Origin of the sequence: Rhodococcus sp. DMU1 (genome assembly GCF_012272955.1) — a bacterium.
Classification (GTDB): Bacteria; Actinomycetota; Actinomycetes; order Mycobacteriales; family Mycobacteriaceae; genus Rhodococcus; species Rhodococcus aetherivorans.
The window spans coordinates 3,163,243-3,178,138 of sequence record NZ_CP050952.1; the positions used below are offsets into that span (position 1 = coordinate 3,163,243).

The 14,896-nt window shown below is 71.2% G+C and carries 13 protein-coding genes and 1 tRNA gene; all 14 read right to left on the minus strand.

Annotated elements, in window-relative coordinates:
- Positions 1 to 35 precede the first annotated feature (35 nt).
- Complete coding sequence (locus HFP48_RS14670; protein WP_006936756.1) at positions 36 to 473, minus strand: SRPBCC family protein; 438 nt, start codon at positions 471 to 473, stop codon at positions 36 to 38.
- Positions 463 to 3,123, minus strand: coding sequence for a bifunctional acetaldehyde-CoA/alcohol dehydrogenase (adhE, locus tag HFP48_RS14675; RefSeq protein WP_006936755.1), 2,661 nt, complete (start codon positions 3,121 to 3,123; stop codon positions 463 to 465). The genes HFP48_RS14670 and adhE overlap by 11 nt, the downstream gene beginning before the upstream one ends.
- Positions 3,124 to 3,384: 261 nt before the next feature.
- Positions 3,385 to 3,458: transfer RNA gene (locus HFP48_RS14680), tRNA-Pro, on the minus strand.
- 83 nt (positions 3,459 to 3,541) lie between these two features.
- Entirely contained in the window at positions 3,542 to 4,963 is a 1,422-nt protein-coding gene (gene der / locus HFP48_RS14685) for a ribosome biogenesis GTPase Der (RefSeq protein ID WP_006936753.1), read from the minus strand.
- Positions 4,960 to 5,622, minus strand: coding sequence for a (d)CMP kinase (gene cmk / locus HFP48_RS14690; protein WP_210432837.1), 663 nt, complete (start codon positions 5,620 to 5,622; stop codon positions 4,960 to 4,962). Before cmk ends, der begins: the two co-directional genes overlap by 4 nt.
- Before the next feature lie 17 nt (positions 5,623 to 5,639).
- Positions 5,640 to 6,644 carry a pseudouridine synthase gene (locus HFP48_RS14695; protein WP_006936744.1) on the minus strand — a complete coding sequence of 335 codons (1,005 nt, stop codon included), beginning with the start codon at positions 6,642 to 6,644 and terminating at the stop codon, positions 5,640 to 5,642.
- A 12-nt stretch (positions 6,645 to 6,656) separates the two neighbouring features.
- A complete protein-coding gene (scpB, locus tag HFP48_RS14700; RefSeq protein ID WP_202917622.1) occupies positions 6,657 to 7,286 on the minus strand; it encodes an SMC-Scp complex subunit ScpB in 630 nt (209 codons plus the stop codon).
- A gap of 53 nt (positions 7,287 to 7,339) precedes the next feature.
- On the minus strand, positions 7,340 to 8,179 hold the full coding sequence (locus tag HFP48_RS14705) for a segregation/condensation protein A (RefSeq protein WP_029543868.1): 840 nt from the start codon (positions 8,177 to 8,179) through the stop codon (positions 7,340 to 7,342).
- A gap of 3 nt (positions 8,180 to 8,182) precedes the next feature.
- Complete coding sequence (locus HFP48_RS14710) at positions 8,183 to 9,148, minus strand: ParA family protein (RefSeq protein WP_168579696.1); 966 nt, start codon at positions 9,146 to 9,148, stop codon at positions 8,183 to 8,185.
- A gap of 100 nt (positions 9,149 to 9,248) precedes the next feature.
- Positions 9,249 to 10,166 carry a site-specific tyrosine recombinase XerD gene (xerD, locus tag HFP48_RS14715; RefSeq protein ID WP_006936739.1) on the minus strand — a complete coding sequence of 306 codons (918 nt, stop codon included), beginning with the start codon at positions 10,164 to 10,166 and terminating at the stop codon, positions 9,249 to 9,251.
- Between the two features lie 4 nt (positions 10,167 to 10,170).
- The gene (locus tag HFP48_RS14720) at positions 10,171 to 10,800 is read right to left on the minus strand and encodes an NUDIX hydrolase (RefSeq protein WP_168579697.1); all 630 of its coding nucleotides are present in this window, start codon (positions 10,798 to 10,800) and stop codon (positions 10,171 to 10,173) included.
- A gap of 6 nt (positions 10,801 to 10,806) precedes the next feature.
- A complete protein-coding gene (locus HFP48_RS14725) occupies positions 10,807 to 12,573 on the minus strand; it encodes a CTP synthase (protein ID WP_006936731.1) in 1,767 nt (588 codons plus the stop codon).
- A gap of 159 nt (positions 12,574 to 12,732) precedes the next feature.
- A complete protein-coding gene (locus HFP48_RS14730; RefSeq protein WP_006936730.1) occupies positions 12,733 to 13,683 on the minus strand; it encodes a copper transporter in 951 nt (316 codons plus the stop codon).
- Positions 13,680 to 14,864, minus strand: coding sequence for a putative cytokinetic ring protein SteA (steA, locus tag HFP48_RS14735; protein WP_168579698.1), 1,185 nt, complete (start codon positions 14,862 to 14,864; stop codon positions 13,680 to 13,682). The genes HFP48_RS14730 and steA overlap by 4 nt, the downstream gene beginning before the upstream one ends.
- Between the last annotated feature and the right edge of the window lie 32 nt (positions 14,865 to 14,896).

Sequence of the window (14,896 nt, forward strand, 5' to 3'; positions counted from 1 at the left end):
GGGTGTGGACCGGGTGGGCCCCGCGCCGCCCGCGTTCAGCTCTCCAGGCGCTTCTTCAGACCGGTGAGCGTACTGTCGACCAGGCCCTTGATCACCCGATTCCGCAGGAAACCGGGCAGCGGCAGGTTGTGGTGGATGGTCAGCTCGTACGTGACGGAGGTGCTGGCCGGACCGACCGCGTCGAGTTGGTAGCGCCCTTCCTGCCCGGTCTGCAGGCGTCCTTGGAGCATCGACCAGCTCATGCCGTCGTCGCGGTGCCGGTAGGTCAGGGTGTAGCTGTCGGTACCGACGGTGGCCGACGCCTTGAACCGGGCGGTGCGCGGCAATCCGGTCTCCTCGTCGACCTCGAGCACCTCGGCCTCGAGGATCTCGGGGATCCACTCGGTCTGGCTTTCGAGGTCACGGATGGTCGCGAGCACGGTGCCCAAGGGCGCCTCGACCTGGACGGTCTTGGTGGCGCTGTCAGTGGGCATGCTCGCCGTCCCCGTAGTAGCCGAGCCGGAGCAGGGTGGTGATCTCGCTGATCAGCGGCATCCGCGGGTTGGTGCGGTTGCTCAGGTCCTGGAACGCGGTCATCGCCAGCTCCGGCAGGGCGGCGAGGAACTCGTCCTCCGCGATGCCGATCTCCTTCAGGGTGCGCGGCACCCCCATGCGGCGGAGCAGGTCCTCGACACCCTGGAAGAGCCGGCGGCGGCTCTCCTCGGGTTCGTGCCCCCCGAAGACGATCCGCCCGAGCTGAGCGTACTTCTCGGGCGCGACGTACGCGGAGTAGCCCGGGGCCGGCATGAACTTGGTCGGCAGGCTGGCGTTGTAGCGCAGGGTGTGGGGCAGGAACACGCCGTTCACCCGGCCGTGGGCGATGCCGAACCTGGCGCCGACGGAGTGCGCGAGGGCGTGGTTCGTGCCGACGAAGGCGTTCGAGAAGGCGAGTCCGGCAAGAGTGGCGGCATTGGACATGTCGGTGCGGGCGGACAGATCGTTCGGGTCGTCGTACACCCGCGGCAGCGCCTCGAAGATCAGGCGCGCGGCCTGGACACAGAACGCATCGGTGTAGGGCGAGGCGAAGATGGAGGCTACCGCTTCCAGCGCGTGGGTCAGCGCGTCGATGCCGGTGTCGACGGTCAGGGTGCGCGGCATCGAGAGGGTGAGCATCGGGTCCACCACCGCCATATCCGGAACCAGCGAGTAGTCGACGAGGGTCTCCTTGCGGCCGGCGACGGTGAGGACGGCCGCGGGTGAGACCTCCGATCCGGTGCCGGCGGTCGTGGGGATTGCCACCAGCCGCAGCTTGTGTGGATCCTGCGGGTATTCCGCCATGCGCTTGCGGGGGTCGAGGAACGGCAGCGTCAGCTCCGCGAGATCCTTCTCCGGGTGTTCGTAGAACAACCGGATCGCTTTCGCCGCGTCGATCACCGACCCACCGCCGATGGCGATGAGCAGGTCCGGCGGGTACCCCTCGAGCAGCGCAACGCCGCGGCGGATGGTGGCCTCGTCCGGTTCCGGTTCGACCTCGCTGAACACCTTGATGTGCTCCGCGCGCAGGTGGGCGCGGAGCTCGTCGACGACTCCCCGCTGTTCGCTCAACGCGTCGGTGACGACCACAACGCTCGTACACGGGACCTCGCGGAGGTTCTCGAGGGCACCGGCATTGAAGTAGGTGTTGGAGGGCACGCGGAACCACTGCGGCGGGGTGCGCCGGTGCGCGACGGTCTTGATGTTGAGCAGCTGCTGGTAGTTGACGTTCTCGGTGGTGCTCGATCCGCCCCAAGTGCCGCAACCCAGGGAGAAGGTGGGGGTGAGGTTGTTGTAGATCCCGCCGAGCGCGCCGACCGCGGTGGGGGCGTTGACGAGGATCCGTCCGGTGCGCACGGCCAGACCGTAGGCGTCGATGACCGCCGGATCGGTGGCGTAGATGGCGGAGGTGTGGCCGAGGCCGCCGTGTTCGGTGACGAGCACGGCGGCGTCGATGCCGTGCTGGACGTCGCGGGCGCGTACGAGACCGAGGACGGGCATCAGCTTCTCCTGCACCAGAGGGTGCGCGGCGAGCTGGTCGAGGTCGGAGGGCAACGGCGCCAGGAGCACCTTGACCGCTGGATCCACGGTGAAGCCCGCGCGGGCGGCCAGTTCGGGAGCCTGCTGGCCGAGAGCGGCGAGGTTGACCTTGTCGCCGCAGCCGAAGGCGAATTCGGCCACCGCGGCGGCCTGCTCGTCCGTGAGTACGTGCGCCCCCATCCGCTCGAACTCGGCGACGGTGGCGTCGTAGATCTCGTCGTCGATGATGCAGGTCTGTTCGGCGGGGCAGATCACGGAGGCATCGAAGGTCTTCGAGATGAGGATGTCGACGACGGCGCCCTTGATGTCGGCCGTGCGGTGCAGATAGATGGGGGCGTTGCCGGGTCCCACGCCGAGCGCGGGTTTGCCGGCCGCGTTGGCGAGGGAGACGATCTTCTGCCCGCCGGTGACCCAGATGAAGTCGACCCGAGGATGCTTGAACAGGTAGTGGGTGACCTCGTGGGCGGCGTCGGGAATGACCTGCAGCGCGCCGGGGGGCATACCGGCCGCTTCGGCTGCCGCGCGCAGGATCTCGACCGTGCGTTCGCACGACCGCACGGCGAAGGGCGAGGGCCGGAAGATGACGGCGTTGCGGGTCTTTGCCGCGACGATCGCCTTGTACAGCACCGTGGAGGTGGGGTTGGTGACCGGGGTGATCGCCAGGACCACGCCGATGGGTTCGGCGACGCGGACGATGCTGCGCTCGACGTCCTCCTCGATCACGCCCACGGACTTCTTGTCCTTGAGGTAGTCGTAGAGGAACTCGGTGGCCACGTAGTTCTTGACGACCTTGTCCTCGAAGACGCCGAATCCGGTCTCCTCGATCGCCACCGATGCCAGTTCCGCGGCCGCCCGGATGCCGGCCTGCGCCATGGCTTCGACGATCGCGTCGACCTGTTGCTGGTCGAGGGTGCGGAACTCGGCCGCCGCGGTGGTCGCCGTGTCGACGACCGCGTCGATCTGCTCGTGCCGGACCGGGCCGGTGTCGACGGCGGGAGTCGCCTCCGCCGTGGCGGCGTCGCCGGTGCTGTTGGTGGCCTGGGATTCGGTGCCGATCCGGGTTTCGGTCATGTTGTCTCCTCGGACTGGAGATGCCCGTCGCGCCTCGGTGTGGCCGCGGCTCCTGTTCGCGACAGTACTCGCGGCTCGAGGTGTTGACTGCGGTCTTTGGACCCTGACCGTGGGCCTTTCGCGGAGCTGCCGCTGCCGCACCCTGGGCGGCTGGTTCCGGGGTGGGCCGGAGCGGCACGGCAGTCCTGGAACCGGGCCGCGGAGGGTGGCCCGCACGCGAACGAGGCGGTCCCGGTGAATTCGGGACCGCCTCGTCGTGGGTCGGGCTGACAGGATTTGAACCTGCGACCACTTGACCCCCAGTCAAGTGCGCTACCAAGCTGCGCCACAGCCCGTCCGCGCTCTCGTCGAGCGCTCGTTGAGATTACAACAGGGACGGACCGATTCACCAATCGCCTGGTCAGGACCGTTTCGGGTGCTACTTGCCGCGGCGGTCCCGTTTCTCGCGCACGCGCACGGAGATCCGCACCGGGCTGCCCTCGAAGCCGAACTCCTCGCGCAGCCGCCGCTCGAGGAATCGGCGGTAGCCGGCCTCGAGGAAGCCGGTGGTGAACAGCACGAACGTCGGCGGCCGGGTGCCGGCCTGGGTGGCGAACAGTACCCGCGGCAGGCGGCCGCCGCGCATCGGCGGCGGAGTCGCGGCGACGACCTCCTTGAGCCAGGTGTTGAGCCGGCCGGTGGAGATGCGCTTGTCCCAGGACTCGAGGGCGGTCTCCATGGCCGGCACGAGCTTCTGCACGGCCCGGCCGGTCTTGGCGGAGATGTTGACGCGCGCCGCCCACGGCACGCGCAGCAGATCGCGTTCGATCTCCCGGCTCAGCTCGTAGCGGCGATCCTCGTCGACGAGGTCCCACTTGTTGAAGGCGATGACGAGGGCGCGGCCCGCGTCGGCGACCATCGAGATCACCCGTTGGTCCTGCTCGGTGATGGGCTCGGAGGCGTCGATCAGCAGCACCGCCACCTCCGCGGCCTCGATGGCGCCGCGGGTGCGCAGCGAGGCGTAGAACTCGGCCCCGGAGGCGGTGTTGACGCGCTTGCGCAGGCCGGCGGTGTCGACGAACCGCCAGGTCTTTCCGCCGAGCTCGACGAGGGAGTCCACCGGGTCGACCGTCGTGCCGGCGACGTTGTGCACCACCGACCTTTCGTCGCCGGCCAGCTTGTTGAGCAGGCTGGACTTGCCGACGTTGGGCTTGCCGACCAGCGCGACACGACGCGGGCCTCCCCCGCCGGTGCCTTCGCGCGGGGTCTGCGGCAGCACCGAGAGCAGCTCGTCGAGCAGGTCCCCGGTGCCGCGACCGTGGGTGGCCGACACCGAGTACGGCTGCCCCAGGCCCAGCGACCACAGGGCGGCCGCTTCGGACTCGACGCGGTCGTCGTCGACCTTGTTCGCGACGAGCAGCACCGGCGTCTTGGAGCGGCGCAGGACCCTGGCGACCGCCTCGTCGACGGCGGTGGCGCCGACGGTCGCGTCGACGACGATCAGGATCGCGTCGGCTGTGCGCATCGCAATCTCCGCCTGCCGCGCGACGGACTGTTGCAGGCCCTTCGCGTCGGGCTCCCAGCCGCCGGTGTCCTGCACCATGAATCGGCGGCCGTTCCAGTTGGCCTCGTACGAGACGCGGTCGCGGGTCACGCCCGGCACGTCCTCGACGACCGCTTCGCGGCGGCCGATGATGCGGTTGACCAGGGTCGACTTGCCGACGTTGGGTCGTCCGACCACGGCGACGGTCGGCACGGGCACGAACTCCTCGAGTTCGTCGTCCCCGACGAGCTCGAGGTCCCAGTCCGCTTCCTCCGACCAGGTGCCGTCGCCGGCGAATTCCGTCACATCCTCGCTCACAGGGTCGCTCCCGTCTGCTCGGCGACCACGGCGGCGAGCGCGGCGATCACTTCGTCGATGTCCATGTCGCTCGTGTCGACGACGACCGCGTCGTCCGCCGCGCGCAGCGGGGAGACCGCGCGGGTGGAGTCGAGGTGGTCGCGGCGCTGCACCGCGGCGAGCACCGCCTCGTAGTCGTCGCCGCGGCCTTCGGTGATGTTCTGCCGGTTGCGCCGCTGTGCCCGGGCCTCGGCGGAGGCGGTGAGGTAGATCTTCACATCCGCGTCGGGGAACACGACGGTGCCGATGTCGCGCCCCTCGACGACGATGTGCCCGGCGTCGCGGCCGATGCTCTGCTGCGCTGCGACGAGGGCCCGACGCACCGCGGGGACGGCGGAAACGGCGGAGACGGCGCCGGTGACCTCGCCGCCGCGGATGATCTCGCTGACGTCCTCCCCGGCGAGCCGGATGTCCTCGACTTCCGGGTCGGTGCCGATCGACCAGGGCAGGGACGCGGTGGCGGCGGCGATGGCGGCGGGATCGGTCAGGTCCGCCCCCGCTCGCAGGGCGTGCAGGGTCGCGACCCGGTACATGGCGCCGGTATCGAGATAGGCGGCGCCGAGGCGGCGGGCGAGCCGCTTGGAGACGGTGGACTTGCCGGTGCCGGACGGGCCGTCCATGGCGACGATCAAGGAGCTCACAGGCCCACCGCCTGGTAGAGGCCGCCGACTTCCTTGCGGCCGAGCACCCGCAGGGTGCCAGGTCGCTGGTCGCCGAGCGCGACGGGTCCGATGTCGGTGCGGACCAGGCGGATCACGGGGTGGCCGACGGCGTCGAGCAGGCGGCGCACGATGTGCTTGCGGCCCTCGTGCAGTTCGAGGCGGACGAGGGACTGGCCCTCGTTTACCTGCAGGAGCGCGAAGGAATCGACCTTGGCGGGGCCGTCGTCGAGTTCGACGCCGGCGCGCAGCTGCTTGCCGATACCGCGCGGGAGGACGCCCTTGACGGTGGCGAGGTAGGTCTTGGTCACCTCGTAGGAGGGGTGCATGAGCCGGTGGGCGAGCTCGCCGTCGTTGGTGAGCAGCAGCAGCCCTTCGGTGTCGGCGTCGAGCCGGCCGACGTGGAAGAGGCGTTGTCCGGCGGCGACGCGTTCGGAGACGATGTCGCCGACGCAGGGGCGGCCGAGGTCGTCGGACATGGTGGACTGCCAGCCGCGCGGCTTGTTGAGCACGAGGTGGACGAGGTCCTTGTTGACGACGACGCGCACGCCGTCGACGCGGACGACGGCGTTCTCGGGGTCCACGCGCAGGCCCTGTTCGGTGACGATGGAGCCGTCGACCTCGACGCGGCCGGCGGCGATGAGTTCCTCGGCGGCGCGGCGGGACGCCACTCCGGCCTGGGCGAGGACCTTCTGCAGGCGCATGCCTTCGCCGGCGGGCAGTTGGGGGCGCTCGGCGGCGTGCTGGTGCCGGGCGGGTTTGGCGTTGCTGATCTTGGGGAGGGCCGCCGGGCGCTGGGCCTGGGGCTTGGGGGCGGCGGGACGGCCGCGCTTGTTGAGCGGGGTGTCGCCCTTGCGGTGTGCCTTCTTGGGCGTGGCCGCGCGGGCGGCGGGTTCGCCCCGTCGTTCGCGCGGGGGGTTCCCCGCGCGGGAGGTGGTCTTTCTGCGGTCCGGTGTGCCATCACGGCGAGCGGGCTTGTGCACTTTTTTCCTGTCTCAATCGGGATCGAACGGCGCGGGCGAGGTGGACTCGGTGCGCGGGTTCCTTCCCATTCTCGCAAATCGTGGGTCGGCCTCGAGACTTTCGCTGATGTCGTCGATCACATCGACGTCCGGGAGCAGCGGCGCGAGGGGCGGCAGGTCCTGCAGGGAGGCCAGGCCGAGGCGTTCGAGGAACAGTTCGGTGGTGACGTAGCGGGTGCCGCCGGTCTCGGGGTCGGTGCCGTCCTCGGCGATCAGGTCGCGGGCCAGGAGGGTGCGCATGACGCCGTCGACGTTGACGCCACGGACGGCGCTGACGCGGGCGCGGGTGACGGGCTGGCGATAGGCGACGACGGCGAGGGTTTCGAGGGCGGCACGGGTGAGCTTGGTGCGGGCGCCGCCCTGCAGGAGCCGTTCGACGTACGGGGCGTAGTCACGGCGGGTGTAGAAGCGCCAGCCGTCGCCGGCGTAGCGCAGGTCGATGCCCGAGCCGCGCGCGTCGAGGTCGGCCGCCATGCGGTGCAGGGTGGTCTCGACGCGGGTGGCGGTGACGCCGATCGCGTCGGCGAGCTGGGCGTTGGGGGCGGGGGTGTCGACGACGAGGAGCAGCGCCTCGAGGGCGGCGGCGAGTTCGTCGTCGGTCATCTCGAGCAATTCGGCGTCGAGTCCGCGCGGGTCGGGGTCCGGCGTGTCGCTGCTCACCCGTAGTCCTCCTCGAATGTGGTGACGGCATCGTCGTTCTCGCCGGTCCAGGCCACCTGGAGCGGCCCGAGCGGCTCGGGTTGGTCGAAGGTGACGGCTCGTTCGCGGTAGAGCTCGAGCAGCGCGAGGAACCGGGCGACGATCTGCAGGCTGTTGTCGCATTCGGCGACGAGTTGGCCGAAGGTGGCCCAGGTGCCGGCGCCGTGGGCGCGCAGCAGGGTGAGCAGGCGGGCGGCCTGCTCGGGGACGGAGACCCGGGGGGTGTGGAGGTGGTCGAGGCCGACGCGGGGTGGCGGCTTGGGCCGGAAGGCGGCGGCGGCGATCTCGGCGAACCGGGCCGCGTCGACGCCGAGGACGACCTCGGGCACCAGATTCTCGTACTGCGGTTCGAGCGAGACCGCGCGTGGGTAGCGGCGCAGGGCGGCGGCTTCGAACTCGGCGAACAGGTCGGCGATCTGTTTGAAGGCGCGGTATTGCAGCAGGCGGGCGAAGAGCAGGTCGCGGGCCTCGAGCAGGGCGAGATCCTCGGGGTCGTCGACGTCGCCGGAGGGCAGGAGGCGGGCGGCCTTGAGGTCGAGCAGGGTCGCGGCGACGACGAGGAACTCGGTGGTCTGGTCGAGTCCCATCTCGGGGCCGAGGGCGCGGGTGTAGGCGATGAACTCGTCGGTGACCTCGTGCAGGGCGACCTCGGTGACGTCGAGGCGGTGCTGGGAGATCAGGGTGAGCAGCAGGTCGAAGGGGCCCTCGAAGTTGCGCAGCCGTACCTGGAAGCCCGCGGGGGGCGGGGCGGGGCGGGCCGGGTCGGGCGCGGCCGGGCCGGGGGTGTCAACGGTCACGGGCTATCGGCCGGAGCGGTGGATCACTTCGCGGGCCAGGGCCCGGTAGGACTCGGCGCCGGCGGACTTCGGCGCCCAGGTGGTGATGGGTTCTCCGGCGACGCTGGTCTCGGGGAACCGGACGGTGCGGGCGATGACGCTGTCGTAGACGAGGTCGCCGAAGACCTCGACGACCCGGGACATCACCTCGCGGGCGTGCAGGGTGCGCGAGTCGAACATGGTCACGAGGATCCCGGCGAGGCTGAGCTTGGGGTTGAGCCGGTCGCGCACCTTGTCGACGGTGTCGTTGAGCAGGGCCAGTCCGCGGAGGCTGAAGTACTCGCATTCCATCGGGATGATCACCGCGTCGGCGCAGGCAAGGGCGTTGACGGTGAGCAGGCCGAGGGACGGCTGGCAGTCGACGAGGATGTAGTCGTAGCGGTCGAGGACGGGGTACAGGGCGCGGCCGAGGGCTTGTTCGCGGCCGACCTCGGAGACGAGCTGGATCTCGGCGGCGGACAGGTCGATGTTGCTGGGCAGCAGGTCCAGTCCTTCGACGCGGGTGTGCAGCAGTACGTCGTCGACGGAGACGCCGCGTTCGACGAGGAGGTTGTGCACGGTCAGGTCGAGGTCGTGGTGGGCGACACCGAGACCGGCGGACAGGGCGCCCTGCGGGTCGAGGTCGACGAGCAGGACGCGGCGGCCGTATTCGGCGAGCGAGGCACCGAGGTTGATGGTCGAGGTGGTCTTGCCGACCCCGCCCTTCTGATTGCACATCGCGATGATCTTCGCGGGCCCGTGGCTGGGCAGCGGCTGCGGTTCCGGGACCTGCCGGCGGGGCCGGCCGGTGGGGCCGAGCTCGGCCTCGGGTTCCGCGGTGTGGGTGTGCTCCGGGCCGGCGTGTGCCGCGTCGGCGCCGGGGCGGCCGTGGAGCAGGGCGTGCTGTGCTGCCGGCGCTGTGTCCGCTGCGGGCGGTTGTGGTGTCCCCACTATCCCCTGCTCCCCCTGTCCTGCTCGCTCGGCTGTCGGATCAACGCTACCGCTTCGGGTGGTGCGATGGCGCCGTGGACACGCCCTGCCGTCGCGGGCGCTATCGGGCGCGGGGGTGGGCCCCGGCCCACACCTCGCGCAGCGCACCGGCTGTGACCTGCGTGTAGATCTGTGTGGTGGTCACCGAGGCATGGCCGAGCAGTTCCTGCACCACGCGCACGTCGGCGCCGCCGTCGAGGAGGTGGGTGGCGAAGGAGTGGCGCAGGGTGTGCGGGGAGACGGCGGCGGTGACCCCGGCGCGGGTGGCGGCGGTCTGCAGCACCTGCCAGGCGCTCTGCCGGGACAGGCGGCCGCCGCGGGCGTTGAGGAACAGTGCGGGGGTGCGGCCGGTGGCCAGGGCGGGCCGGCCCCGCACGAGATAGGCGTCAACGGCGGCCAGGGCGGGACGGCCGACCGGCACGACGCGTTGCTTGCCGCCCTTGCCTCGCAGGAGCACCGACCGGTTGGTGGTGTCGAGGTCGTCGACGTCGAGGCCGACGGCCTCGGAGATGCGTGCCCCGGTGGAGTACAGCAGTTCGAGCAGCGCCCGGTCGCGCAGGTCGCGCGGCCCGTCGGCGCTGGTGCCCGCGGAGCCGAGGATGGCCAGCACGTCGGCGACGGACAGGGCCTTGGGCAGGCGCCGGCCCGCGGCGGGGGGTTTGACGGCGCGGGCGACGTCGACGGGGGTGCGGCCTTCGGTGGTGGCGAAGCGGTGCAGTCCGCGCACGGCGACGAGGGCGCGGGCGGCGGAGCTGGCCGCGAGGGCGGGCCTGCCGCGGTCGGGGTCGCCGCGGCGCAGCGCGGTGACGAAGTCGCCGACGTGCTCTTCGCGGACGTCGGCGAGGTCGTCGATGCCGCGGTCGGTGAGGTGGTCGAGGTAGCGGGTGAGGTCGCGCCGGTAGGACGCCAGGGTGTTGGGGGCGGCGCCGCGCTCGACGGTGAGGTGGTCGAGGTAGGCGTCGAGCTGGCGGGCGAGCACCGCGTCAGTTCCCGTCGCGCTTGGTGCGCAGCAGGGCGCGGGGCCGGTCGGGCCACTCGGCCTCGGCGGGGCGCAGGGCGCCCGCGGCGCGGCGGGTGGCGGCGAGGGCGAGGATCCCCGACACGGCGGTGGCGTTGACGATCCGGCCGCCGAGCACCATGGCGACGGCCTCGTCGACGGGGACGCGGCGGATCTCGAGGTCCGCCTCCTCGTGTTCGGGGTCGGGCCGGTCGGCCTCGGACAGGCCCCGGGCCGCGTACACGCGCACGGCCTCGTCGGTGAATCCCGGCGAGAGGGCGAGGTCGACGAGCAGGTCCCAGCGGGCGGCGGCCAGGCCGGTCTCCTCGGCGAGTTCCCGGCGGGCCGCGTCGAGCGGGTCCTCGCCGGGCGCGTCGAGCAGCCCGGCGGGCAGCTCCCAGAGGCGGTGGCCGAGCGGGTGGCGGTACTGGTGGATCAGGATCAGCCGGTCCTGCTCGTCGACCGCGGCGATCGCGACGGCGCCGTGGTGTTCGACCACCTCCCGTTCGGCCTCGTGCCCGTCGGGCATGGCGACCCGGTCCACACGCAGCGACACGATCGCGCCGGTGTAGATCCGGCGCGTGGACAGCGTCCGGAACTCGTGTCGCTGCGTCACGGTCGGCTACTTGCCGCCGGCGGTGGCGTTCTCGGACGTGGTGACCACCGCGTCGCCGCCGTCCACGTCGACCTCGTCCGCGTCGTCGCCGTGCACGTCCACGGGCAGGCGCTCGGCGGCCTTGTACCGCAGCGCGGCTGCGATGAACGCGGAGAACAGCGGGTGTGGGCGGGTGGGGCGGCTCTTGAGCTCGGGATGCGCCTGGGTGGCCACGAAGAACGGGTGCAGGTCGGCGGGGTACTCGACGAACTCGACGAGATGCCCGTCCGGGGAGGTGCCCGAGAACCTCAGGCCCGACTTGGCGATCCGGTCGCGGTAGGCGTTGTTGACCTCGTAGCGGTGGCGGTGCCGCTCGGAGACCTGCTCGCCGCCGTAGGCGCGGGCGACGACCGAGCCCTTGGCGAGTACGGCCGGGTAGGCGCCGAGCCGCATCGTGCCGCCGAGATCGGCCTCGCCGGCGACGGCCTGCTCCTGATCGGCCATCGTGGAGATCACCGGATGGGTGGTGTCGGGATCGAACTCGGCGGAGTTCGCGTCGGTGATGCCCACCGAGCGGGCCGCCTCGATGACCACGCACTGCAGGCCCAGGCACAGGCCGAGCAGCGGGATCTTGCGGGTGCGGGCGTAGCGGATCGCGCCGAGTTTGCCCTCGATGCCGCGGATGCCGAAGCCTCCGGGGATCAGGACCGCGTCCACGTCGCCGAGCGCGGCCTGGGCGCCGGCCTCGGTCTCGCAGTCGTCGGAGGGCACCCAGCGGATGTCGACCTTGGCGCGGTGCGCGAAACCACCGGCGCGCAGCGCCTCGGTGACCGACAGGTAGGCGTCGGGCAGGTCGACGTACTTGCCGACGAGCGCGACCCGCACGGTCTCACGCGGCTGGTGCACCCGGTCGAGCAGGTCGCCCCACACGGTCCAGTCCACGTCGCGGAACGGCAGGCCGAGCTGGCGGACGACGTAGGCGTCGAGTCCTTCGCGGTGCAGGACCTTGGGGATGTCGTAGATCGACGGGGCGTCGGGGCAGGAGATGCAGCCGTCGACGTCCACGTCGCACATCAGCGCGATCTTCGCCTTGAGGGCGGCGGGGACCTCCCGATCGCAGCGCAGCACCAGCGCGTCGGGCTGGATGCCGATGTTGCGCAGCGCCGCCACCGAGTGCTGGGTGGGCTTGGTTTTCAGCTCACCCGACGGGGCCAGATAGGGCACGAGGGAGACGTGCAGGAAGAAGACGTTGCCGCGGCCGACGTCGTGACGGACCTGACGGGCCGCCTCGAGGAACGGTTGGGACTCGATGTCGCCGACGGTGCCACCGATCTCGGTGATGATCACGTCGGGAACGTTGCCGTCCTTGTCGGGGCCGGCCATCGCCATGATCCGGTTCTTGATCTCGTCGGTGATGTGCGGGATCACCTGGACGGTGTCGCCGAGGTATTCGCCGCGCCGCTCCTTGGCGATGACCGTGGAGTAGATCTGGCCGGTGGTGACGTTGGCGGCGGCGTTGAGATCGCGGTCGAGGAAGCGTTCGTAGTGGCCCACGTCCAGGTCGGTTTCGGCGCCGTCCTCGGTGACGAAGACCTCGCCGTGCTGGAAGGGGTTCATGGTGCCGGGGTCGACGTTCAGGTAGGGGTCGAGCTTCTGCATGGTCACGCGCATGCCGCGCGCGGTGAGAAGAGCGCCCAGGCTCGATGCCGTCAGCCCCTTGCCCAGTGAGGAGGCGACGCCCCCGCTGACGAAGATGTGCTTGGTGGCGGTACGCGAGTGGCGTGACTGTGGCAAAGAAGCTCCCGTGACGTCTGGTGCAGGACTTCGGACTGATGACGGAACTGCTGGGGCCTGCACGACCCACGGAACTTCACGGTAACACCTGTCGTGGGTCCCGCGTGCACGACTCGCCCGGATCGGACGGGGATCACACCGTTCGCCGCGCCGCGCCCGTCAGCGGGCGGCGGTTCCGACGGTGACGGCGCCGGCGTTGGGGCCGGTTCCGTACCGGCCCGACACCCCGGCGAGCTGTTCCTGCAGCGCCAGCACCGTGGTGATGCGGCCGGATTCGCGGTCGACGGTGTCGACGGTGGACAGACCGGCCGACAGCGCCGCGTCGGCCCGCACCACCGCGACGGCCCCGTTGCCGACGGCGGCGCCGGGCCGCCCGGCCAGGACCGTGCCGGCACCGCGGGAGTCGAACGCGGCGGCGAAGCGGGCCAGCAGCGCACCGCGGTTGCCGCCGCCCTCGGCGCCGGCTCCCCCGTCGCCGGTGACGACGATGGCGGTCTGGGCGGGTTCGACGGTCCCGTCGTCGTACGCGACGAAGCCGCCGCCCCGCAGCGTGGAGAGCGCGAGGTCACGTTCCTGGGGGGTGCTGCGCGGCTGCCCGCTCGCCGGCTCGACGAGCAGCACGGCTCCGAGCAGGTCCCCGGCCAGGCTGCCCTGATCCACGGCGCCGGTCTGCAACTGCACCCCGGCGGGGACGACGTTGGTGACGGTGGTGCGCAGCTGGTCGGCGCCGGCGGCGTCGACGAAGGGCTCGGTCAGCGAGATCCGGCCGGTCACGGCGGCGCCCGCCGCCTCGACCGTGCGGATCACCGCGTCCAGGTCCGCCGGGTCGGTGTCGGGAGTGGCGATCATGAGCACCGTGCGGCCGGCGAGCGCGTCGCGCACCACACGCCCGGACACCGCGGCGTCGAAACCGTCGGCCGCGTTGAGCTGCTCGGTGAGCACGTTGGTGCGGTCCTCGGCGTCCTGCAGCCGGCCCTGCAGTTCGGACCGGTCGTCGCGGAGCCCGGCGACGACGCTGTCCGACAGCAGCCCGGAGCCGAGGACGATGCCCACGGCGAGGGCGAGGAAGACCGCTGCGATCGAGATTGCGTGGTGACGCAACGAGATCACGCGGTCAGCCCCTGCACCCACACCACGAGACTGTCCCAGCTCTGCACGGCCCAGTCCACGACGTCGCCGCCGAGGTTGGACACGATCAACGCGACGATCACGGCGATCAGCGCGGCGAACACCAGCAGGGCGATCACCCCGCCGGAGACGCGGCTGCGGTAGAGGGTGGCGACGGCCTTGGCGTCGACCAGTTTCGGCCCCACCTTCAGCCGGGTCATGAACGCCGACGGGTTGCTGTCACGGCGGCCCTGGTCGAAGAACTCGTCGAGCGAGACGGTGCTGCCGACGGTGACGATGAGGGCGGCGCCGTGATGGTCGGCCAGCAGCAGCGCCAGGTCGGCGGGGGCGCCGGTGGCGGGGAACGTCATCGCGCCGATGCCCAGGTCCTGGATGCGTTCGAGACCGGGGGCGTGGCCGTCGTGATCGGCGGGCAGCACCACCTCGGCGCCGGACTTGAGGGTCTCGGTGCCGATCCCGTCCGGGTCGCCGACGATCAGATCCGGCCGGTATCCGGCCCGGACGAGGGTGTCGGCGCCGGTGCCGACGCCCACGAGGATCGGCGAGTACTCCTTGATGAACGGCTTGAGGTTCTTCAGGTCCTGCTCGTGGTCCGGCCCGTCCGCGACCACCACCACGTGCCGGTCGCGCAGGTCCACGTCGACGTCGGGCACTCCGACCCCGTCGATGAGCAGCGGGCTCTCCGAACGGATGAACTCGATGGTGTTGCCCGAGAACGCCTCGAGGTGGTCGACCAGGCCGGTCTTCGCCTCGATCATGCGGTCGGAGATCTCGGTTTCGGTCTGCTCCTCGCCCTGGATCAGCAACCGTTCCCCGGAGTAGACACCGCCCTCGTGCAGGCGGACCTTGGCGCCGTCCTTGACCTTCTTGAACACCTCGGGACCGGTGTTGTCGATCAGGGCGATGCCGTTGGCGACGAGCACCTCCGGGCCGAGGTTCGGGTAGCGGCCGGTGATCGAACTCGAGGCGTTGACCACGGCGGTGACCCCGGCCTCGACGAGCGCGTCGGCGGTGACGCGGTCCATGTCGACGGCGTCGAGAACGACGATGTCGCCGGGACCGACCCGGCGCAGGAGCCTGGCCTGGTTCTTGTCGACCCGGGCAATGCCGCTCACTCCGGGCAACGTTTCGTTATTGCGTGACAGCAGCGCCGGCATCTTCATGGCATCGATGATGAACCCGGGCCGGGGCCGGG

Bases quoted from the DNA above. Each gene is read 5' to 3' on its own strand.
- HFP48_RS14670 (WP_006936756.1), bottom strand. From the start codon at position 473: ATGCCCACTGACAGCGCCACCAAGACCGTCCAGGTCGAGGCGCCCTTG.
- steA (WP_168579698.1), bottom strand. From the start codon at position 14,864: ATGAAGATGCCGGCGCTGCTGTCACGCAATAACGAAACGTTGCCCGGA.
- adhE (WP_006936755.1), bottom strand. From the start codon at position 3,123: ATGACCGAAACCCGGATCGGCACCGAATCCCAGGCCACCAACAGCACC.
- cmk (WP_210432837.1), bottom strand. From the start codon at position 5,622: ATGGACGGCCCGTCCGGCACCGGCAAGTCCACCGTCTCCAAGCGGCTC.
- scpB (WP_202917622.1), bottom strand. From the start codon at position 7,286: ATGACCGACGACGAACTCGCCGCCGCCCTCGAGGCGCTGCTCCTCGTC.